The following is a 19,421-nucleotide window of genomic DNA, read 5'->3' as shown; positions in this document are numbered from 1 at the left end:
AACACTAACACCACCCCCCCCCGCGCCGGGGGGCCCCCCCCCCCCCCCCCCCGCGCCCCCCCCCCGCCGCCCCCCCCCCCCCCCCGCCCCCGCCCCCCCCCCCCCCCCCCCCGCGGGCGTTGGCGTGCGTCACGGCCGGCTGGGTTACAGTTATGACAGTTATCGGAGGAGGCTGAGATGGCGCGTACGAGCGTGCTCGCGAAGGCGACCACCGTGGAGTCGAGCCCGGAGATCCAGGACGCCCTCGCGAAGGCGGGCCGCGTGGTCCCCGGCGAGGTCGACGTCATACTGCGGGCGGCCGACGGCAGTGAAAGCGTGCTGCCACGGGAACTGGTCCGGATCCTCGCGGCTTCCGCGAGCGAACTGGCGATCGGACACGCGGTCACCGTCCTCGCCGCGGAGACGCACCTGACACCTGCCGAGACCGCCGAGCTGCTCGGGCTGTCCCGGCCGTTCGTGGCCCGCCTGCTGGACTCGGGCGACATCCCGTCGAGCCACCTGCCGGACAGTCGGCACCGCATCGTGCGACTCGCCGACGTCCTCGCCTTCCAGGAGCGGCGGGCACGCCGCCGAGAGGGCCGTCGACGTGTCGCCGAAGCGGCGGAAGACGCCGGGCTGTCGTACTGAGCAGCCTGAGCGAGGGGGGTTTCGATGCGTGTCTTTGTCGACACGAACGTGCTGTTCCCGTTCTCCGTCATGGACCTCATGCTGGCGTTGACGGAGGATTCCGTTCACGAGGTGGTCTGGTCCGAACGCTTGTTGGCCGAGTGGGAACGGGTCATCGTCCGTGAGGGACGCCGCTCCGCGGAGTCGGCGGCGGCCGTCACGCGGGCCGTACGTGACTACTTCGGCGACTGCGAGGTTGCGGAGTCCGACTACGCGCACCTGGTCCATGGGATGCCCGGCGGAGACCCGGACGACCGTTACCACGCGGCGGCGGCCTGCGCTGCGGGTGCGCACGCGCTGATCACGTGGAATCTCGCCGATTTCCCGGCTGCCGACATGGCGCGGCTGGGTGTCCGGGTGCTTGACCCCGACACCTACCTCTGCGAGCTGCACGCACAGTGGCCGCAGGAGGTCTCCGGCACGGTGGCCAGGCTGGCGGCGGGCAAGCGGAATCCGCCGCTGACGTTGGGCGACGTCGCGGCCAGGCTGGGCAAGGCGGGGTTGACGCGATTCGCGGATCGGCTGGGCGAGACCGGTGACTCGTAGCCGCGTAGGGTCGTTGGGCCGGGCATGAACGTCATCAAGCGCAGCCTTGCCGCCCTGGTCCTGACCGGGGGAGCGGCCCTCGCCCTGAGCCCCGCCGTCGCGTACGCCGCCGACGAGCCCGACATCCAGGGGCCCCCGATCACCCAGCGCGTCACCGAGATCGTCAACCACCCCGCGGGCACGGTGAAGGACGCGAAGACGGCGGTCGAGGTCACCGCCACGGCCGCCGGCTCCGCGTCGAAGGCGACCGATGCCTCGCTCTCCGGGGCCGGTACGGCGATCACCGCCGGGCTGCCGAAGACCCCGAAGGTGGGCAAGGGGTAGGGCTGGGGCGGGGCGGGCGAGGGCTCGCGCTGATCTTCGGGAGGGTCCTCCCGACGGAGCCGTCGTTGATCAGAACATGATCCTCTGGATGCTCAACAACCTCAGCACGTTCCTGCTCGGCGTCATCCTCGTCGGCGGCTTCGTCTCCCTCGCCGTCCTCGGCAGCCTGGCCGCCCGCCGCCGATTCCCGCACCTCGCGGGCGGCGAGCACAACGAGATGGTCGGGGTCGCCCTCGGCATGTTCGGCGCGATCTACGGGATCATCCTGGCCTTCGTCGTCGTCACCCTGTGGACCCAGCTGGAGAGCACCCAGACCGTCGTCGCCACCGAGGCCACCGACCTGGCCCTGATCGTCCGCAGCGCCGAGGCCTTCCCGCCGGCCGACCGCGACCGCCTGGACCGCGCGGTGGGCGACTACACACACGCGGTCGTCGACATCCAGTGGCCCCTCATGCGCGAAGGCCGCCCCAGCTACGAGGCCACCGCCGACCAGACGCACGCCATGTACACCGCCCTCCAGGCCTTCGAGCCCGCCGGCCCCCGGAGCGAGACCTTCTACGGGGAGGCCGCCGGCCGCCTGAACGATGTCGCGGCGCAGCGCCGGGCGCGGGTGACGATGGCCGAGTCCTCGCTGCCGATCCTGCTGCAAGTACTCGTCTATGGCGGCGCGTTGGTGATCCTCCCGCTCACCTTCCTCTTCGGCCTGCGGAGCCTGAAGATGCAGCTGCTCTTCGTATCGGCGGTGGCCGGACTGATCGGCTTCAGCCTGCTGCTGGTCATGGCGCTGGACCGCCCCTTCGCGGGGGACCTGAGCGTGAGCCCGGCCCCGTACAAGGAGGCGGCCCTGGCGCAGTTCTGGCGCTAGGCCGTCTCTTTCGGATCTTGTCGGCTTTGTCCGCGTCGTCCGGTGCCGTGCCTCGGTGCGCTGCCGGGGCTCCCGCGTACTGGACGTACCCGGGTGCCCTGGCAGTGCGGCGAGGTGCGGTGCCGGGCGGCGCGGACCCCGACAAGATCCGAAAGAGCCGGCCTAGGGCATGCCGGAGCACGTGTGGCCGGCCCGGCGGGGGAGCTCCCCCTCCTGGGGGAGGTGGATCGTCCTCCGGGGTGAAGGCACGCCGGTGGGGTTCGAAGAGGCTGGGGTTCGTGACGGCAATCAACAGACCTCCCCGGAGCGCGATTTCACACGACATCGAGCGGCCCGCCCCGAGATGGGCGGTCGTCACCGCCCATGCGGTCCCGCTCGTTCTGCTGCCCCAGTGCCTGTGGCGGCTGCCCTTCGCCTTCGACTTCGACATGGGGATGATCGACCCGAACGCTCCGGCAATGCCGCCGTGGTACTGGGCCGTCCCCTACGTCTTCGGCCTCAGCGTGCTGTCGGAGGCGTTGGCGCTGCTCTCCCTCGGCTTGGTGAGGCGATGGGGCGAGGTCGCACCCGCATGGCTCCCGGTCATCGGCGGGAAACGCGTCCCGCCCCTCGCGGCGATCGTTCCCGCCACCATCGGCGGCCTGATCACGACCGCCGTGTCGGGAAGTTTCCTGCTCGCCTGGCTCCACGTAGGCGGGTTCCACGCCCTTGGGTACTCCGACGTCCGGTGGGAGTTGCTGGCGAAGGTGTGCATCGGCCTGGGCGGATTGTGGGGCCCCATGGTGCTGGCGCTGACCTACGCCTACTACGTACGCCGCTGCCGGCCCGCCCGGGTGTAGCGGGCACTCAGCCCCAGGTGCGGGAGCAAGAGGACGAGCTGGTAGCCGTCGGGGTCGGTGACGGTGACCCCGTACTCGTCCCAGTACGGGTTGTGCGCGGGCGTACGGGTTCCACCGTGCTCGACGAGCCGGGCCACCAGGGCCTCGTCGGGGGTCCGGCCGAGGTCGGCGGCGAGGTCGAGGGAGGGGCGGGCGATCCGGATGTGCGCCTGTGAGTCGATCATGCGGGGATCGTACGGAGCGCGGGGCGCGCGGCGCAGCGCGGCCGGGCCACCGGGCCGCCGGGGGCCGCCGGGCCGGTTTGACCCGTCCTGGTGGAACCCCGGGCAAGTCGTCGCGGGGAGAACCGATTCGCTGCACCCCGGTCGGCATACGGTCCGCCGTGACCCCTTGTCGATCTTGAGGAGACCCTTCATGAAGCTTCGCAGTGCCGTCACCGCAGGCCTGGCCGGACTGGTCCTCGCCCTGGCCGCCCCCGGCTCCGCCTTCGCCGCGACCGGCGACTTCAGCTACGCCTTCACCGACGACAAGGGCGAGTCGCTGACGGTCACCCTCCACCACCCGGCCAGCGACGAGTGCGTCAACCTGCCCTACGTCGGCAGCGAATGGGTCAAGGCCGGGCACTCGCCCCACAACGAGACCGACGAGTGGGTGACGGTCTACGAGGGCGCCGACTGCCAGGGCCCCGACTGGCGGCTGCGCCCGCACGGCAAGCAGGCCACGGACAAGCTCAAGGTGCGCTCGGTGTACTTCCACGGCCCGAGCTGATCCGCCACCCGCCGTGGTCCCCCGTCCGGGCCGGGGACCACGGCGGGGCCCGGCCGAAAATGGGTTCCGCTCCTGTCGGGGCTCGGGAAACATGGGGGGATGGTGTCCACTGACCGACTGCTCGCCTTCGCCGCCATGTCGCTGCTGCTCATCGTGATCCCCGGGCCCAGCGTGCTCTTCGTCATCGGACGGGCCCTGTCCCAGGGGCGCCGGGCCGTCCTGACCACGGTGGCGGGGAACACCGCCGGGGCCTACGTGCTCGTCGTCGCCGTGGCGTTCGGGGTGGGCGCGGTGGTGGAGCGCTCCGTCCTCGTCTTCACCGCGCTGAAGCTCGCGGGCGCCGCGTACCTCGTCTACCTGGGCGTCAAGGCGTTCCGCGGCCGCCACTCCCTGCGGGCGGAGTTCGGCGGCGAGGGGGCCTCGTACGGGACGCTGCGGTCGCTGTGGGAGGGATTCGCCGTCGGGGTGGCCAACCCCAAGACCATCGTGTTCTTCGCCGCGGTCCTCCCGCAGTTCGTGGACCGCGACCAGGGGCACGTCACGGCGCAGATGCTCGTCCTGGGACTGGTCTTCAACGCCATCGCGGTGGTCTGCGACAGCACCTGGGGCCTGGTCGCCGCGACCGCCCGAGGCTGGTTCGCGCGCTCGCCGCGACGACTGGCCATGGTCGGCGGCACGGGCGGACTCGCGATGATCGGCCTCGGCCTCACGGTGGCGGCGACGGGACGCAAGGACTGAGAGGGCGCCAAAGCCTAGGCGGCCTTCGTGGCCCCGGCGGCTTCGGCGGTTTGCTCCGCGAGGAAGTCCTCCCAGCTCCGCCCGGCGACGAGGGCCCCTTCGAGGGTGAGGTTCTCGGCGGCGCGATAGGCGCGGCCGGCCTTGCCCGGGATGCGCACGGGGAGCTTGGGGCGGCGCTTGCCCGTGGCCCTGAGGTGCTCGCGGCTCAGGTCGCCCAGCGCGTAGACCTTGGGGCCGACGAGGTCGGGTACGCGGCCCTGCGGTGCGCCGAGGGCCAGCTCGACGAGGCGCTCGGCCACGTCGCGGGAGTCGACGGGCTGGAACCGCAGACCGCCCGGGACGGGGACGACGGGCAGCTTGGCCATCGTCGACACGGCGGTCAGCACGAACTCGTGGAACTGGGCGGCGCGCAGCGTCGTCCACGGCACCCCCGACTCGGCCACCGCCAGCTCGGCGCCGAGCTTGGCCTTGAAGTACCCGATGGGCAGCTTGTCCGCCGCGACGACCGAGATGTAGACGAGGTGGCGGACGCCCGCCTTCGCGGCGGCCGTGGCGAGGTTCCGGGTGGCGACGTCGTCGCCCTTGGCCCCGCCCGCGAGGTGCAGGACGACCTCCACGCCCTCCAGGGCGGCCTCGATCCCCTGGCCTCCCAGCAGGTCGCAGGCCACGTACTCGATGCCCGGCTCGGGCTCACGGGCGTGGCGGGTGAGCACCCGCACCTCCTGGCCGGCCCCGCGCAGGAGGGGAACGACCTGGCTGCCGAGGGTGCCGGTGCCGCCGGTGACGAGGATCGGTGCGCTCATGACTGACTCCTTCATCGGTTCGCATGCGTTCGTGTGCGTGCGTTCGATCGGTGATCTACTTCCTTGACCCCTGGGGAGGAAGGAACGTGACAGTGGACGACCAAGATCTTCTGGCTGCCCGGTTCGAGGAGCACCGGCCGCACCTGCGGGCGGTGGCCTACCGCATGCTCGGCTCGCTCGGCGAGGCCGAGGACGCGGTCCAGGAGGGCTGGCTGCGCCTGAGTCGTACCGACGTCAGCGACGTGGAGAACCTCGGCGGCTGGCTGACGACCGTCGTGGCCCGCCTGTGCCTGAACGGGCTCCGCTCCCGCGAGACGCGGCGCGAGGACCCCCTCGACATCCGGATGCCCGACCCGGTCATCGGGCGAGAGGACGCGATCGACCCCGAGGACGAGGTCCTGCTGGCGGACTCGGTCGGCCTGGCGCTCCTCGTCGTACTCGAATCCCTCGCCCCGGCGGAGCGCCTCGCGTTCGTCCTGCACGACATGTTCGCCGTGCCCTTCGACGAGATCGCCCCACTGATCGACAAGACCCCCGTGGCGACCCGCCAGCTCGCCAGCCGCGCCCGCCGCAGGGTCCAGGGCCAGGCCCCGGCGCCGGATCCCGACCTCAGCCGCCAGCGCGAGGTCGTCAACGCGTTCTTCGCGGCCAGCCGCGAGGGAGACCTCGACGCACTGGTCGCCGTCCTCCACCCGGACGTGGTCCTGCGCGCGGACGGCGGCTTGGGCCGCGCCCGCCAGACGGTCGTCCTCAACGGCGCCAAGGTCGTCGCGGCGCAGGCCGCCACCTACCGCACCTTCGCCCCGTTCGTCCGCCCCGCGCTCATCAACGGAGCGGCGGGCGTGGTGGTCGTCGCGAAGGACCGCCTGATGTCTGTGATGGCGTTCACCGTCGTCGCGGGCAGCATCGTCGCGATCGACGTCATCACGGAGCCGGAGCGCCTGGCGGGGTTTGCGCTGAACGGGGCGTAGGGGGAGGTGGTTTGGCTTCGGGGTGGGGCTGGTGCTGCGGGTGGGTCGGTGGCGTTGACGGGCCCTGGGGGCGTCCCTCCAGTCCAGTGTCCTTCCGTGCCGGGCCGGTCCGTCAAGGGCGCTCCCTTCGGTCGCGTCGCTACGCGATGGCCTGCGGCCACCCTTGACCGACCGACCCGTCCCGGAATGCCACAAGACTTCCGGGATCCCCCCGGGGGATGGCCGGGGGGATGAGTGGGGAGGGACGGCCGTGGCCAGGGATGTGCGGGGGCGGTCCCGCCGGTCAGCCGACGCCCGGACGGTCGGGAGAGGCCCGCTGCCCCCGATTGGGGGCGCGGGGAGTCCGGGACATCCACCGGCACCGATCGAGGACCCTTCCCGAGGCCGTCGCCCGCCAACCCGCACCAAAGGACGATGACCAGCCCCTCCCACGCTTCGAGGCGCGTCAGATCGCTACACACTGCCACTCGGCTTAGCGACTGCGGCTCGTCCGGGGCTGGTCATAGGCCGCCCAGGGCCGTTTCGGGACGGCCAGTTGTCTTACTCTCCCCGGACCCTGTGGAGAGGGGCTCCTATGGTGTAGAGCAGCAGAGCGAGGGTTGCGAGGGTGAACAGGGCTGCCATGAGTCGCTGCGCACTGAAGGCTTGGGTCACGGTGGTACTCCTCTTGGGGTGTGGTCAGCCGCCGGTCATCTCGGGGGCTCCGATGGTGTAGAGCAGCAGGCCGAGGGTTGCGAGAGTGAACAGCACTGCCATGAGTCGCTGCACGCTCAACGTTCCAGTCACGGTGGTACTCCTCTGCGGGGTGGTGACGGTCAGCCGCCGGTGTACCCGGGGGCGCCGATGGTGTAGAGCAGCAGGCCGAAGGTCGCCAGGGTGAACAACGTCGTCAGAAGGCGTTGTGCGTGGGTGGTTTGGGTCATGTCACCTCCTCGGGATGTGCGAGTTGGGTGGATTGTGGTGCCGGTTCGTGCATCGCCGCTGCGATGAGGGCGGCGGCTCCCAAGGTGATGAGAATGTCGCCGACGCTGATCACCGCGTGGAGCGCCGGCACCGGGATGGCATCGGCGAGGAAAGGCAGCTTGCTGCTCGCGGAGGCGACGTTCTTGGCGGTGTCCAATCCCTCAGGGATGCCGGCAGCGGCAGCGGCAGAAGGCGAGTAGGGCATCCGGCCGTTGAGCGCGATCGCCGCGCCGTTGAGCAGCGCGCCGCCCACGACCGTTGACACGGCCGCCTTCAGCGCGCGACTCCGGCCCCGTGAATTCAGGCCCAGCCAGCCCAATACGAGCCCGAAGGTCGCCGCCAGCAGCACACCGCGAACCACCTGGCCCGACAAGCCGTCCAGACGTTGCGCCGCGTATTCGGCCACTTGAGCCGCCCCGGCCAGCCACACCAGCCACAGCGCCCGAAGCCGGATGTTCACCAGGCCCGTCAGACGGCCGCCACTCACATATCCCGCCACCACACCGGCGATCACAGGAGACCCGAACAGCAACACCGCCTGCCCGTTCACCGGGCATCGGGCCCAAACAGCCCCGCCCCAGATATGCCGGACACCGCTGTCGACGAAGCCAACCCAAACCCTCCACATCGGCCATCAGCCTGGCACGCCCCCCACGTACCCGGATCCGGCCTCTCTCCCCCAGCGTGGGTCAACCACCCGTGCCAGGCAAGTACTTGAGGCAACCTTGGAAAGTCCTGGACGCCCCGTTGTCCGACTCGTCGGCACACCTTGGGGGCCTCTTTGTCCCGTCCCTCGGCGCGGAACGCTACCTGCCACGACGGACGGTCCGATCGTCGCCCAACGACGTCAGCCCCTCCCACTCCCTGGGCGGCCTATGCCCAGCCCCAGACCGTGGTCAGTCGCTAAGCCGAGTGGGACTGTGTAGCGATCTGACGCGCCCACCGACCCTGCGGGGCTGGTGATCGTCCTCCCGTGCGGGTTGGCGGGCGGATGCGCCCGGAAGGGTCCTCGATCGGTGTCGGGTGGGTGTCCGGACTCCCCGCGCCCCCGGCCCCGACCAGCCGGGCGCTCCCGATCGTCCGGGCGTCGGCTGACCGGCGGAACAGGGCGCGCACGTCTCTGACCACGGCCGTCCCTCCCCACTCATCCCCCCGGCCATCCCCCGGGGGGATCCCGGAAGTCTTGTGGCATTCCGGGACGGGTCGGTCGGTCAAGGGTGGCCGCAGGCCATCGCGTAGCGACGCGACCGAAGGGAGCGCCCTTGACGGACCGGCCCGGCACGGAAGGACACTGGACTGGAGGGACGCCCCCAGGGCCCGTCAACGCCACCGGGTCGGCGGCTCAGGCCCCGGTGACCCCGCTGACGAACGCAGCCCAGGAGCCGGGCGTCACCGCCAGCTCCGGGCCGGCGTCCACCTTCGAGTCCCGGATGTGGACGGAGTCGGTGCAGGTGGCGACCTCTACGCAGTTGTCGCCGTCACCACTGCTGTGGGTGGACTTGTGCCAGGACAGGGCGACTTCGACGCAGTCGTCGCCCTGGCTGCCGCTGTAGCTGCTCTTGAACCACCGGAGTCGGGAGCCGTTCACAGGGAACCTCGCAATCGCATCAACAGGCCCGCGCTGTCCGCAGGATTGAGGGCCTGGATGCGAAGTTTGGCATACCGCTGGTGGAGCAGGCTGACGTCTTTCGGGTCGGAGATGACCTGGCCGGACTGCTGCCCCTCGGTATAGCCCAGCCACTCGTTCTCCTCGGTTTCGAGGAGGCGGAAGGGGCCATCGGTTCCCGCGTGCACAGCACTGACCATCGGCATGATCTGAAGGTCCACGCTCGGCAGACTCCCACACTCCAGCAGATGGTCGATCAGCTCCCGCGTAACCCCCACCCCGCCCGTCTGCCGTTCGATCACCGCCTGTTCGATGATGAAGCTGAACGCGATGAACGGCGTCCTGCGCAGCAACGCCTGTCGCCCCAGCCGCAGGACGACGCGCGCCTCCGCGTCCTCCGGTGTCGGCAGCGGCGGTACGTCACGGATCTGGGCCCGCGCGTAGGCCTCCGTCTGGAGGAGTCCCGGGACCGAGCGGCACTCGTACGTGTTCAGCGCGATCGCGCGCTCCTCCAGCTCCGCCCACCGCCGGAACCACTTCGCCAGCCCCCGCCGTCGCGTCAGCTGGTTCGCCGCGAGGCGGATGACGCCGAAGGCGTCGAGGGCCTCCTCCGCCCGGTCTACGAACTTGGCCGACGGGTGGCGGCGGCCCTGCTCGACCGAGCCGATGTACTGGACCGAGTAGCGGATCAGGGGTCCGAGTTGCTCCTGGGTCAGGCCGGCCCGTTTGCGGAAGGCCTTGATGGTCTCCCCGAAGTTCCGCAGGTCGTCGTCCGGCTCGACCTCGCCGTCACCGCTCTCGTCCACACTCGCCACGGCGGTCACCTCCCCGCGGCAATCCTCACGGTCGGTTACCACTACTGTCCAGAACGTGAACTCGTACACTTCATAAGTAGCGGTCGCTGTGCTGGGAACCCCCGGCCCCACACAGGACGTTGCTCCCATGAGCGCATCCTCAGGATCCCCCCAGGCCCTCGCACACACGTTCACGCAGCGTTTCACCGCCACCCGCCGCGGAGCCCGCCTAGCCCGCCAGCTGACCCTCGTAGAGCTGCACGACTGGGGGATCCCCGACCGCACCGGGCTCTCCGAGGACGCCGGGCTCCTCGTCGCCGAGCTCGCCGCCAATGCCGTCGCCCACGGGCGGGTTCCCGGGCGGGACTTCGAGCTGCGCATCACGCTCCTCCCCGGCGCCCTCCGCATCGAGGTGTCCGACGCCCGCCGCGAGCGGCGGCCGCTCGTCCGCCCGCACGAGTACGGGGCCGAGTCCGGCTACGGCATGCGCATCATCGACGCCGTCGCCGCCGACTGGGGCGTACGGGACCGGGTGATCGGGAAGACGGTCTGGGCGGAGCTCAGGGCGTAGCGGGCCGGTCCCGCCAGCGCGGGGCTTCGTCGTCCGGGACCTCGGGGCTCGCGAAGTGGAACGGGACTCCGAGGTGGTCCGCCAGGGCGGTGCCCGCGCGGGTGGCCGCGGCGGCGTGGGGGTCCAGGGGGCCGGGGTCCGCGCCTTCGGCTTCGAGGGCGCGGGCGCCCGTACCCCAGTAGACGGTGGCCAGTCCGTGTTCGCCGGCCGGGTCCTCCGTGATGGCTCGCAGCTCCACGAACCAGTCGTGCACCGTGTCACCGTCCCAGACGGCCTCGACCGCCACCACGCGCGCCCGGATGCCGGAGGCGAGGGCGGCGAGGGACTCCAGGTCGAGCGGGGAGTCGGGGGTGCGGGCCACCCGGTCGCCGAAGTGCTCGTAGCGCAGGGAGACCAGCTCCTGCGCCAGGTTGAGGCCCACTCCCTGCGCGCGGCCGGTCTCCCACACGAGGCGGACGGCGTACATCAGCCGGTCCTGGAGGACGTACCCGTCCACCTGGCGCCGGATGCCCTCCGGGAGGCGCTCCCACGCGTCGTCGGTCATGCGGAGGCCTCCGGTACGAAGATGCTGACGCGGTACGTCGTCGGGTGGACGAGGCGGCCGCAGAGTTGGTCGATCCGCAGCTGCGACGGGCCGGTGACGGTGCCGTCGGCGGACAGGCGGCGGAGGTGGTCCTTCAGCTCCGCCTGGTCACCCGTGGAGAACAGCGGCTCCCAGCGGCCGGGGGTGCCCCTCGTCCGCCGGCGAGCCCGCTCCTGGCTGCGTTTGCGCTTGCGCTGTCCTGGCATCCGCCCAGTCTCCCGGCGTCTGCTGGCCCGGTGCCAGCGGGTTTTGTGTCAGCCGAGGCCGAAGGTGCTTGGCGGCTGTCCGTCAGGCCTGTTGGTCGCGGAGGATGGTGGCCATCTCCTCAAGCGATACGGACCCTTCGGTGCCTTCGCTCGCCGCTTCGTCGGCCAGGCTGTTCAACCACGCGTCCTCGGCCTCGTCCGCGAGGCGGTGAAACCTTTCGTGCTCGTCGATGTCGATGCGTCCGATCAGGTGTGGGGGTCAGAGGTACTGCGCGAAGCCGTCCAGGACGCGGAGGATCTCAGCCTCGCCCTCCGAGGGGAGTTGGAGGACGACCTCCTCGATGCCCAGGTCCGCGTAGTGGGACATCTTGCCCGGGGTGGGCTGGACGGCGTACGGGACCACCTGGAGGGATTTGGGGTCGCGGCCGGCGGCTTCCCAGACCTGGCGCAGGGCGGGGAGGGATTCCGTCAGGCCGCCGCCGCCGATCGGGAGCCAGCCGTCGGTGTGGTCGGCGATCGCGGCGAAGAGCTTCGGGCCGGCCTGGCCGCCGATCAGGGTGCGGGGGCCGTGGAGGGGGGCGCCCGGGGCGAGTTCGCGCGGGGCCTGGACCGGCTTGGGGTACGCGGAGCTGGCCTGGACCGAGGAGAACTGGCCCACGTACGCCGTCGGTTCAGGGGACCACAGGGCCCGCATCAGCGCCATGCGGTCGCGGACCAGTTCGCGTCGGGTGCGCCACTCGACTCCGTGGTCGGCGGCCTCTTCGACGTTCCACCCGTAGCCGATCCCGAGGGTGAAGCGGCCGCCGGACAGGTGGTCGAGGGTGGAGATCTGCTTCGCGAGGTCGATGGGGTCGTGCTGGGCGACGAGGGTGATGCCGGTGCCGAGCCGGAGTCGCTCGGTCACGGCGGCGGCCTGGCCCAGGGCCACGAAGGGGTCCAGGGTGCGCCCGTACATCTCGGGGAGCTCGCCGCCCATGGGCGCGGCCGTGGCGCGGCTGACCGGGATGTGGGTGTGCTCCGGGAGGTAGAGGCCGGAGAAGCCGCGCTCTTCGAGGGCGCGGGCGAGGCGTACGGGGGAGATGGTGCGATCGGTGAGGAAGACGGTCGTGGCGATCCGCATGTGCGTTTGCACCTCCGTGGCGTGGGAGGGCCCTTGCACCTCCGTGGCGTGGGAGGCCAACGTACGGCTTCGCGTGCGCGGGCGGCAGGGGTACGCGTCGGCCACGGCGGGCCCGGTCGCGGTGGCGGCGGCCGACGCGGGACGTCCGGGTCCGTCTCCGGCCGCCCCGTCAGCCCCGTGGGTAGCGGGCCAGCCAGCCCGGGGAGGAGAGGGTCGGGCCGTGGAGGGCGGGGCCCTGGGTCATCTCCAGGGCGAAGTCGTCGGCGAGTTCCAGGATCGTGGCGCGGCCTTCGAGTTCCGCGAGCCAGGCCGCCGGGAGGGCGGTCTCCCCGTGCTGGGCGCCGAGCAGGGCCCCGCACAGGGCGCCGGTGGCGGTGGAATCGCCGCCGTGGTTCACGGCGAGGCGCAGGCCGTGCGCCAGGTTCTCGGCGACGAGGGCGCAGTACACGGCGATGGCGAGGGCGTCCTCGGCGCCACGTCCGTCACCGGCGGACAGGGCCGCCACGGTGTCCGGCGACGGGGCGCCGAGGGTGACGGCCGCCAGCGCGCGCTGGAGGGCGTCCGTGACGGGCTGGTGGCCCGGGCGGGTGCCGAGGAGGCCGAGGGCGCGCTGGACGGCGGTGTCGAGGGATTCGCCGCGGGTCAGGCCGTGGACGATGACGGCGACGGCCCCGGCCGAGAGGTACGCGGTGGGGTGCCCGTGGCTCTGCGCGGCGCATTCGACGGAGAGCTGGAGGACGAGGGCCGGTTCCCAGCCGACCAGGAGCCCGAAGGGCGCCGAGCGGGCCGCGGCGGCCGCGTCCCGGGCGGTGGGGTTCTTGGGCTGTTCCAGGGTTCCGAGGACCTCGTCGGCGAAGCCGGTGAGGCAGGAGCGGTCGGGGGTGCGGCGGGCGTAGAGCCATTCCTCCTGCGCGAGCCAGCCGTTGTCCTTGCGGCGCTCGTCGGGGCCCCAGTCGTGCTGGGTGGCCGCCCAGCGGAGGTACGCGCGGTGGACGTCGGTCGGCGGGTGCCAGGCGCCGGTGTCCCGGCGCACGTGGGCCCGTATCAGCCCGTCCACGGTGAACAGGGCGAGCTGGGTGGCCGCGGTGACGCCCCCGCGGCGGCCGTGGGCGGGGCCGGGGCCGGGGCCGTGGGCGGGCGCGAGCGCGGGCTCGGTCAGGCCGGCCGGGCCGTAGGCCTCGTGGATCTCGTCGAGGGAGAGGCCGGCCGCGGGGGCGCCGAGGGCGTCGCCCAGGGCGGAGCCCAGGAGGGCGCCCCGGACGCGGCTGCGGAAGTCCTGCTGCTCGGCGCGGCCCCACAGCCCGGCGGTGACGGCCCCGGCGGCGCGCAGGGGCGCCGGCGGGGTCGGTGGTGCCGGTGGTGCCGGCGGGGTCGTTCGCGGCGAGGCTGCCTCCGAGGGCGCCGCGGGCATGGCCGCGAGTGGCTCGGCCGCCTCGCCGGCCAGGCTCTGCTGTTCCCCGGACGTGTCCGTCGCCGTGTCCATCGATCCCCCTGGCCTGCCCGCGCATGCTCTGGCGCGCACTGTAGTGGACAGGGTCGGTCGGACCCGGAAGCAGTCGGTCACGCGGCCCGTATGCGAGTGGACAACGGCCTGAATTCGACGCCGGAATTGGCCGGTGATTCATGTGGCACGTTTTGCCATTCGCCTTGCGACCGGCCGGTTCAGGCCATGCCGTGTTCACGTCGCGTTATCCGTGGGCCAACAGTCTCGTGGACATGAAGAAGGCACTCCTCGCCGCGACCGTCGTCGCCTCCACGCTCACCGTCGCCCTGGTCGCGGCCCCCGCCGCCAACGCCGCCTCCGGGTGGGACCTGCCCTGGGTCGGCCAGCACCACGGCCACTCCGCCATCCCCTTCACCGAGGCCACCGTCACCGCCGGCGCCGACGGCTCGTACACGCTGAAGTGGAACGCCAAGGGCACCAAGCGCGTTGAGATCAAGGCGAACGGCAAGGTCGTCGCCAAGGGCGGCGCCCAGGGCCAGGCCGTGGTCACGGGGCTGCCCGCCGCCGACCGCCAGTGGTTCGACTTCAAGCCCGAGCGCGGCGAGGGCCTGCGCCTGGCCGACCGGCTGATCAAGCTGGAGGGCACCGCCAACTTCCGTGACGCGGGCGGCTACCGCACCACCAGCGGCCAGTGGGTCAAGATGGGCGAGATCTACCGCTCCGACGCCCTCAACAAGCTCACCGACAACGACCTCGCCAAGCTCCAGCGCCTGCGCGTCAAGACGGTCTTCGACCTCCGCATGGAGAGCGAGCGCACCAAGGACGCCGACAAGGTCCCGGCGGGCGCCAAGTACGTCGTCGCCGACGTCTTCGCGGGCTCCGGCTCCTTCCAGGCCATGCCGAAGTCGCCGGACGAGGCCGTCAAGGCCATGGTCGACGCGGAGAAGGCAATGGTCAGCGGCGAGGGCGGCAAGAAGGCGTACACGCAGGTCTTTGAGGGCATCGAGCGCGACCGCGACCGCGCCGTCCTCTTCCACTGCACCGCGGGCAAGGACCGCACGGGCTGGGCCAACGCCTCCCTGCTGACCGCCCTCGGCGTGCCGAACGAGACCGTGATGGCCGACTACCTGGCCAGCAACGACTACCGCAAGGCCGCCAACGACGCGATCCTCTCGCACCTGCCGGCCGCCCAGGCAGCCGTCTACAAGCCGATGCTCGACGTCCGCCCGGAGTACCTCAACTCCGGCTACGACGAGGTCAAGGCCAAGTACGGCACCTTCGACAACTACCTCAAGAGCGGCCTCGGCATCGACGCCCGCGAGCTGAAGCAGCTGAAGAAGGACCTGTTGGTCGGCTGAGCCCGCCCGATCCGTGAACGACCGAGCCCGGCCGGGGAGTTCCCCGGCCGGGCTCGGTCGCGTTCAACGGTCGAAGCTCCGGAGTCCCGGAGTCCCGGAGTCCCGGAGTTCAGCAGCCGAAGTTGACCAGGCGGAACGTGGCGTAGTGGTCGGCGGTGTAGTAGTCCTCGTCCACCGCCTGCCCCGTGATGATCCGGCGCGCCCCGCGGGTCGGCGAGCCCGGGGTGATGACGGTGTACTCGTGGTAGTAGCCGGTGCTGTGGCTCGGCAGGAGGTGCTCCCGGTTCTGGAAGACGACACCGTCCTGGGAGTACGGGAACGGGCCGCCCTGGTCGATGAGGTCCAGGGTGTCGTGCGCCTGCGAGGGCAGCGCCGAGTAACAGACGCTGCCGACCGCGTTCACGGTGACGGAGGAGGCGGGGGCGGCGGTGGCGGCCGGTCCCGCGAGGAGGGTGGCGGCGACGGCGATGGCGCCACCGAGGGCTGCGATGCGTGGGGGAATCCTCATGCGGCCCATGATGACGCGCGTAGAGCGGCGCCCGTCAACGGCAAGTCGCTTGATTTTCCCGCGTGTTCACCGCATTCGTACTCACCGGTACGGAGCCGTCGCCGAGCCGTAAGCCCCAGGCAACCTGAAACGGCGCGCGGCCGCTCCACAACTACTCGGCCAGCGGCAGCAGTTCCGGAAGGTGCCCGTCCGAGGCGCGCGCCGCGTCCTGGCGCTCCTGCGGCACCTCCCCGTACAGGGTCGTACGGGCCTTCGCGGGCCGCCCGGCCGCCTCGGCGACCGCGATCAAGTCCTGCACCGACTTGTACGAGCCGTAACTGGAGCCCGCCATCCGCGAGATGGTCTCCTCCATCAGCGTCCCGCCCAGGTCGTTGGCCCCGGAGCGCAGCATCTCGGCCGCGCCCTCCGAGCCCAGCTTCACCCAGCTGGTCTGGATGTTGGGGATGAGCGGGTGCAGCAGGATCCGCGCCATCGCGGTCACCGCCCGGTTGTCGCGCACGGTCGGGCCGGGGCGGGAGATGCCCGCCAGGTACACGGGCGCGTTGGTGTGGATGAACGGGAGCGTCACGAACTCCGTGAACCCCTCCACGCCCTTCTCCAGCGCCGCCCGCTGCATGCCGGCCAGCGTGCGGAAGTGGCCCAGCCAGTGCCGGGGCTGGTCCACGTGCCCGTACATCATGGTCGAGGACGACCGGATGCCCAGCTCGTGCGCCGTCGAGACCACGTCGATCCAGTCGGCCGTCGGCAGCTTGCCCTTGGTCAGCACCCAGCGGACCTCGTCGTCCAGGATCTCCGCCGCCGTGCCCGGAATGGAGTCGAGCCCGGCCTCCTTGGCCGCCGTCAGCCAGTCCCGTACCGACATCCCGGTGCGCGTCGCGCCGTTGACGACCTCCATCGGGGAGAAGGCGTGCACGTGCATGCCGGGCACCCGCTCCTTGACCGCCCGCGCGATGTCGAAGTAGGCCGTCCCGGGCAGGTCCGGGTGGATGCCGCCCTGCATGCACACCTCCACCGCGCCCACGTCCCAGGCCTGTGCGGCCCGGTCCGCGACCTGGTCGAGCGAGAGGGTGTACGCGTCCGCGTCCGTGCGGCGCTGCGCGAAGGCGCAGAAGCGGCAGCCGGTGTAGCAGACGTTGGTGAAGTTGATGTTCCGCGTGACGATGTAGGTGACGTCCTCGCCGACCACCGATTTCCGCAGGTCGTCGGCGATCTTGCAGAGCGCGTCCAGCGCCGGGCCGTCCGCGTGCAGCAGGGCCAGCGCCTGGTCGTCGGTGAGTCGCGTCGGGTCGTCCGCGGCCTGCGCCAGCGCCTCCCGTACGTCCGCGTCTATGCGCTGCGGCACCATCCCGGGCGCCGCGGCCTCGCGCAGGGCCTCCCAGTCGCCGTAGACCTCGTCGAAGTCCTCGCGGCGGTCGCCGGTACGGCCCTGCGTGTCGATGGTGGTGTGCAGGTCGGTGCGCCCGTACGCGGCGAACCCCTCGTCCGGTTCCTGCCACGGCCGCCCCTCGACGGTCGCCGCTTCGTCCGCCAGGCCCGTCTCCACGTCGGCCAGCGCGCGCACGTGCGGCAGCAGCCGGGGGTCCAGCCAGGGCTCGCCCCGGCGCAGGAACTCCGGGTAGATCGTGAGGCGTTCGCGCAGCTCGAACCCGGCGGCGGCGGTCCGCGCGGCCAGTTCCTCGATGTGCGGCCAGGGCCGCTCGGGGTTCACGTGGTCGGGGGTGAGCGGGGAGACCCCGCCCCAGTCGTCGATCCCGGCTCCGATGAGCAGCGCGTACTCGGAGTCCACGAGGTTCGGCGGCGCCTGGATGCGGGCCGAGGGGCCGAGGAGGTGGCGGGCCACCGCGATGGCCGCCGCCAGCTCCTCCAGCTCGGCGTCGGGCATCGCGCGCATGGCCGTGTCCGGCTTGGCGCGGAAGTTCTGGACGATGACTTCCTGGATGCCGTGGTAGCTGCGCTGGATCCGGCGCAGCTCGAAGAAGGCGTCCGCGCGCTCCTCGTAGGACTCGCCGATGCCGATCAGCACCCCGGTGGTGAACGGGACGTTGGAGCGCCCCGCGTCTTCGAGGACGCGCAGCCGGACCGCCGGCTCCTTGTCGGGGGAGCCGTGGTGCGGGCCGCCGGGCTCGGACCACAGCCGGGTGGCGGTGGTCTCCAGCATCATCCCCATCGACGGGGCGACGGGCTTGAGGCGCTGGAGGTCCGACCAGGACAGCACGCCGGGGTTGAGGTGCGGGAGGAGGCCCGTCTCCTCCAGGACGCGGATGGCCATGGCGCGCACGTAGGCGAGGGTGTCGTCGTAGCCGTGCGCGTCGAGCCACTCGCGGGCCTCGGGCCAGCGGTCCTCGGGCCGGTCCCCGAGGGTGAACAGGGCCTCCTTGCAGCCCATGGCCGCGCCCTTGCGGGCGATGTCGAGCACCTCGTCGGGGGAGAGGTACATCCCGTGGCCGTCGCGGCGGAGCTTGCCCGGGACGGTGACGAAGGTGCAGTAGTGGCACTTGTCCCGGCAGAGCCGGGTGAGGGGGATGAACACCTTGCGCGAGTACGTGATGACGCCGGGCCGGCCGGCGGCTTCGAGTCCGGAGTCCCGCACCCGCGCGGCGGAGGCGGCGAGGTCCTTCAGGTCCTCGCCGCGCGCCTGGAGGAGTACGGTCGCCTCGGTCGCGTCGAGCGCGACGCCGTCGCGGGCGCGGCGGAGCGCGCGGCGCATCGAATTCTCGGTCGGAGCGTCACTCGGAGTGGTCATGGGCCGAGCATACGATCCGCCCGCGCGGGCACGGAGGGGCTCATCGCATCAGCTCACCGGCGTTGACCAGCAGCGACTGGCCGGTTATCGCCCGCGCCCGGTCGGAAGCGAGGAAGACGGCGGCGTCGGCGACGTCCCCGTCGGTGGCCAGGTCCGGCAGTGCCATGCGGTCGGTGAGCCGCGCGTGGACCTCGGCTTCGGCAACGCCCTCGGTGTGCGCGGTGAAGGTGACGAAGGCCTGCACCGGAGGACCCCACATCCAGCCGGGGAGCACGGTGTTGACGCGGATGCGGTGGGGGCCGAGCTCGCGGGCCATGGAGTACATGGCGGAGGTCAGGGCGCCCTTGGAGGCGGCGTAGGCGGCCTGCTGCACCTCGTTGGGCGAGGCGATGGCGGACTGCGTGCCGATGATGACGACGGAGCCGCCGGCCCGCTTGAGGGCGGGCAGGCAGGCGCGGGTCATGCGCAGGGTACCGAGGAGGTTCACGTCGAGGATCTGCTGCCAGGTGCCGAAGTCGGCGTCTTCGAGTCCGCCGAAGTACGAGTCCCAGGCGGCGACGTGGACGACGGCGTCGACCCCGCCGAAGCGCTCTTGCGCGAGGGCGGCGAGCGCTTCGCACTGGCGCTCGTCGGAGATGTCGGTCGGCAGGTACGCGGTGTGCGTGCCGTCGGGGTCGATCTCGGCGGCGGACTTGGCGAGATTCGCCTCGGTCCGGGCCCCGAGCACGGCGTTGCCGCCGTCGCGGACGACGGTGGCGGCCACCTGGTGGCCGAGGCCGGCGCCTACTCCCGAGACGATGACGGTCTTGCCTTGCAGCAGCGGCGACATGGGCTGGCCTCCCGATGACTCTGATCTGACGGTGCGTCAGGCTACGGCGCGGGGAGCGGGGAGGGAAGGGGTGCGGCGCCGCTGCCGGGGGCCGGCCCCCGGACCCCTGCTCCTCAAACGCCGGAGGGGCTGGATACATCCAGCCTCGCCGGCGTTTGTGGCGCGGGGTCTGGGGC

The 19,421-nt window shown here is 71.8% G+C and carries 22 protein-coding genes; 10 read left to right on the top strand and 12 right to left on the bottom strand.

Annotated features, from left to right (window positions below):
* Positions 1-177: 177 nt before the first annotated feature.
* The 5 genes from ACFXDJ_RS27030 (at position 178) to ACFXDJ_RS27010 (ending at position 3,240) form a co-directional block, all read left to right on the top strand.
* The gene (locus ACFXDJ_RS27030; protein WP_384660336.1) at positions 178-627 is read left to right on the top strand and encodes a helix-turn-helix domain-containing protein; all 450 of its coding nucleotides are present in this window, start codon (positions 178-180) and stop codon (positions 625-627) included.
* 24 nt (positions 628-651) lie between these two features.
* On the top strand, positions 652-1,212 hold the full coding sequence (locus ACFXDJ_RS27025; RefSeq protein ID WP_384660333.1) for a PIN domain-containing protein: 561 nt from the start codon (positions 652-654) through the stop codon (positions 1,210-1,212).
* 24 nt (positions 1,213-1,236) lie between these two features.
* Positions 1,237-1,536: a hypothetical protein gene (locus ACFXDJ_RS27020; protein ID WP_384660331.1), complete on the top strand. Its 300-nt coding sequence runs from the start codon at positions 1,237-1,239 to the stop codon at positions 1,534-1,536.
* A 76-nt stretch (positions 1,537-1,612) separates the two neighbouring features.
* Positions 1,613-2,401 (top strand): DUF4239 domain-containing protein, encoded by a 789-nt coding sequence (locus ACFXDJ_RS27015; RefSeq protein WP_384660328.1) that lies wholly within the window; start codon positions 1,613-1,615, stop codon positions 2,399-2,401.
* Positions 2,402-2,679: 278 nt separating this feature from the next.
* Positions 2,680-3,240 (top strand): hypothetical protein, encoded by a 561-nt coding sequence (locus ACFXDJ_RS27010; protein WP_384850550.1) that lies wholly within the window; start codon positions 2,680-2,682, stop codon positions 3,238-3,240.
* Here the strand turns inward: ACFXDJ_RS27010 and ACFXDJ_RS27005 are convergent.
* A complete protein-coding gene (locus ACFXDJ_RS27005) occupies positions 3,207-3,464 on the bottom strand; it encodes a hypothetical protein (RefSeq protein ID WP_384850547.1) in 258 nt (85 codons plus the stop codon). The genes ACFXDJ_RS27010 and ACFXDJ_RS27005 overlap by 34 nt on opposite strands.
* Positions 3,465-3,654: 190 nt before the next feature.
* Here ACFXDJ_RS27005 and ACFXDJ_RS27000 point away from each other — a divergent pair, with 190 nt between their 5' ends.
* Positions 3,655-4,008: a peptidase inhibitor family I36 protein gene (locus ACFXDJ_RS27000; RefSeq protein ID WP_384660322.1), complete on the top strand. Its 354-nt coding sequence runs from the start codon at positions 3,655-3,657 to the stop codon at positions 4,006-4,008.
* A gap of 99 nt (positions 4,009-4,107) precedes the next feature.
* Entirely contained in the window at positions 4,108-4,746 is a 639-nt protein-coding gene (locus ACFXDJ_RS26995) for a LysE family translocator (protein ID WP_384660319.1), read from the top strand.
* Between the two features lie 14 nt (positions 4,747-4,760).
* Here the strand turns inward: ACFXDJ_RS26995 and ACFXDJ_RS26990 are convergent, their stop codons facing one another.
* The gene (locus ACFXDJ_RS26990) at positions 4,761-5,549 is read right to left on the bottom strand and encodes an SDR family oxidoreductase (RefSeq protein WP_384850544.1); all 789 of its coding nucleotides are present in this window, start codon (positions 5,547-5,549) and stop codon (positions 4,761-4,763) included.
* A 92-nt stretch (positions 5,550-5,641) separates the two neighbouring features.
* Between ACFXDJ_RS26990 and sigJ the strand changes: the two genes are divergently transcribed.
* Complete coding sequence (gene sigJ, locus ACFXDJ_RS26985) at positions 5,642-6,520, top strand: RNA polymerase sigma factor SigJ (RefSeq protein ID WP_384660314.1); 879 nt, start codon at positions 5,642-5,644, stop codon at positions 6,518-6,520.
* Positions 6,521-7,439: 919 nt separating this feature from the next.
* Here sigJ and ACFXDJ_RS26980 read toward each other — a convergent pair.
* The 3 genes from ACFXDJ_RS26980 to ACFXDJ_RS26970 form a co-directional block, all read right to left on the bottom strand.
* Positions 7,440-8,033 carry a DUF5317 family protein gene (locus ACFXDJ_RS26980; RefSeq protein ID WP_384664166.1) on the bottom strand — a complete coding sequence of 198 codons (594 nt, stop codon included), beginning with the start codon at positions 8,031-8,033 and terminating at the stop codon, positions 7,440-7,442.
* Between the two features lie 792 nt (positions 8,034-8,825).
* Entirely contained in the window at positions 8,826-9,071 is a 246-nt protein-coding gene (locus ACFXDJ_RS26975) for a DUF397 domain-containing protein (protein WP_384661989.1), read from the bottom strand.
* Positions 9,068-9,904: a Scr1 family TA system antitoxin-like transcriptional regulator gene (locus ACFXDJ_RS26970; RefSeq protein WP_384661992.1), complete on the bottom strand. Its 837-nt coding sequence runs from the start codon at positions 9,902-9,904 to the stop codon at positions 9,068-9,070. The genes ACFXDJ_RS26975 and ACFXDJ_RS26970 overlap by 4 nt, the downstream gene beginning before the upstream one ends.
* A 127-nt stretch (positions 9,905-10,031) precedes the next feature.
* Between ACFXDJ_RS26970 and ACFXDJ_RS26965 the strand changes: the two genes are divergently transcribed.
* Complete coding sequence (locus ACFXDJ_RS26965; RefSeq protein WP_384850541.1) at positions 10,032-10,454, top strand: ATP-binding protein; 423 nt, start codon at positions 10,032-10,034, stop codon at positions 10,452-10,454.
* Here ACFXDJ_RS26965 and ACFXDJ_RS26960 read toward each other — a convergent pair.
* The 4 genes from ACFXDJ_RS26960 to ACFXDJ_RS26945 form a co-directional block, all read right to left on the bottom strand.
* Positions 10,444-10,998, bottom strand: a complete 555-nt coding sequence (locus ACFXDJ_RS26960; protein ID WP_384850537.1) for a hypothetical protein — start codon at positions 10,996-10,998, stop codon at positions 10,444-10,446. The genes ACFXDJ_RS26965 and ACFXDJ_RS26960 overlap by 11 nt on opposite strands.
* Complete coding sequence (locus ACFXDJ_RS26955; RefSeq protein ID WP_384662001.1) at positions 10,995-11,243, bottom strand: hypothetical protein; 249 nt, start codon at positions 11,241-11,243, stop codon at positions 10,995-10,997. The genes ACFXDJ_RS26960 and ACFXDJ_RS26955 overlap by 4 nt, the downstream gene beginning before the upstream one ends.
* 259 nt (positions 11,244-11,502) lie before the next feature.
* Complete coding sequence (locus ACFXDJ_RS26950; RefSeq protein WP_384662004.1) at positions 11,503-12,363, bottom strand: TIGR03619 family F420-dependent LLM class oxidoreductase; 861 nt, start codon at positions 12,361-12,363, stop codon at positions 11,503-11,505.
* Positions 12,364-12,532: 169 nt separating this feature from the next.
* A complete protein-coding gene (locus ACFXDJ_RS26945) occupies positions 12,533-13,693 on the bottom strand; it encodes an ADP-ribosylglycohydrolase family protein (protein WP_384850653.1) in 1,161 nt (386 codons plus the stop codon).
* Positions 13,694-14,079: 386 nt separating this feature from the next.
* Here ACFXDJ_RS26945 and ACFXDJ_RS26940 point away from each other — a divergent pair, with 386 nt between their 5' ends.
* The gene (locus tag ACFXDJ_RS26940; protein ID WP_384661004.1) at positions 14,080-15,165 is read left to right on the top strand and encodes a tyrosine-protein phosphatase; all 1,086 of its coding nucleotides are present in this window, start codon (positions 14,080-14,082) and stop codon (positions 15,163-15,165) included.
* A gap of 109 nt (positions 15,166-15,274) precedes the next feature.
* On the opposite strand, the gene ACFXDJ_RS26935 is transcribed toward ACFXDJ_RS26940, so the two are convergent.
* From ACFXDJ_RS26935 to ACFXDJ_RS26925, 3 genes are all read right to left on the bottom strand, one after another.
* Entirely contained in the window at positions 15,275-15,673 is a 399-nt protein-coding gene (locus tag ACFXDJ_RS26935; protein WP_384850534.1) for a ribonuclease domain-containing protein, read from the bottom strand.
* 151 nt (positions 15,674-15,824) lie between these two features.
* Positions 15,825-18,416, bottom strand: a complete 2,592-nt coding sequence (locus ACFXDJ_RS26930) for a bifunctional FO biosynthesis protein CofGH (protein ID WP_384661010.1) — start codon at positions 18,414-18,416, stop codon at positions 15,825-15,827.
* Positions 18,417-18,456: 40 nt separating this feature from the next.
* Complete coding sequence (locus ACFXDJ_RS26925; RefSeq protein ID WP_384661012.1) at positions 18,457-19,245, bottom strand: SDR family oxidoreductase; 789 nt, start codon at positions 19,243-19,245, stop codon at positions 18,457-18,459.
* Positions 19,246-19,421 lie beyond the last annotated feature (176 nt).

This window comes from Streptomyces sp. NPDC059443 (assembly GCF_042750105.1).
GTDB lineage: Bacteria > Actinomycetota > Actinomycetes > Streptomycetales > Streptomycetaceae > Streptomyces.
This window is presented reverse-complemented; position numbering and strand designations above follow the sequence as displayed.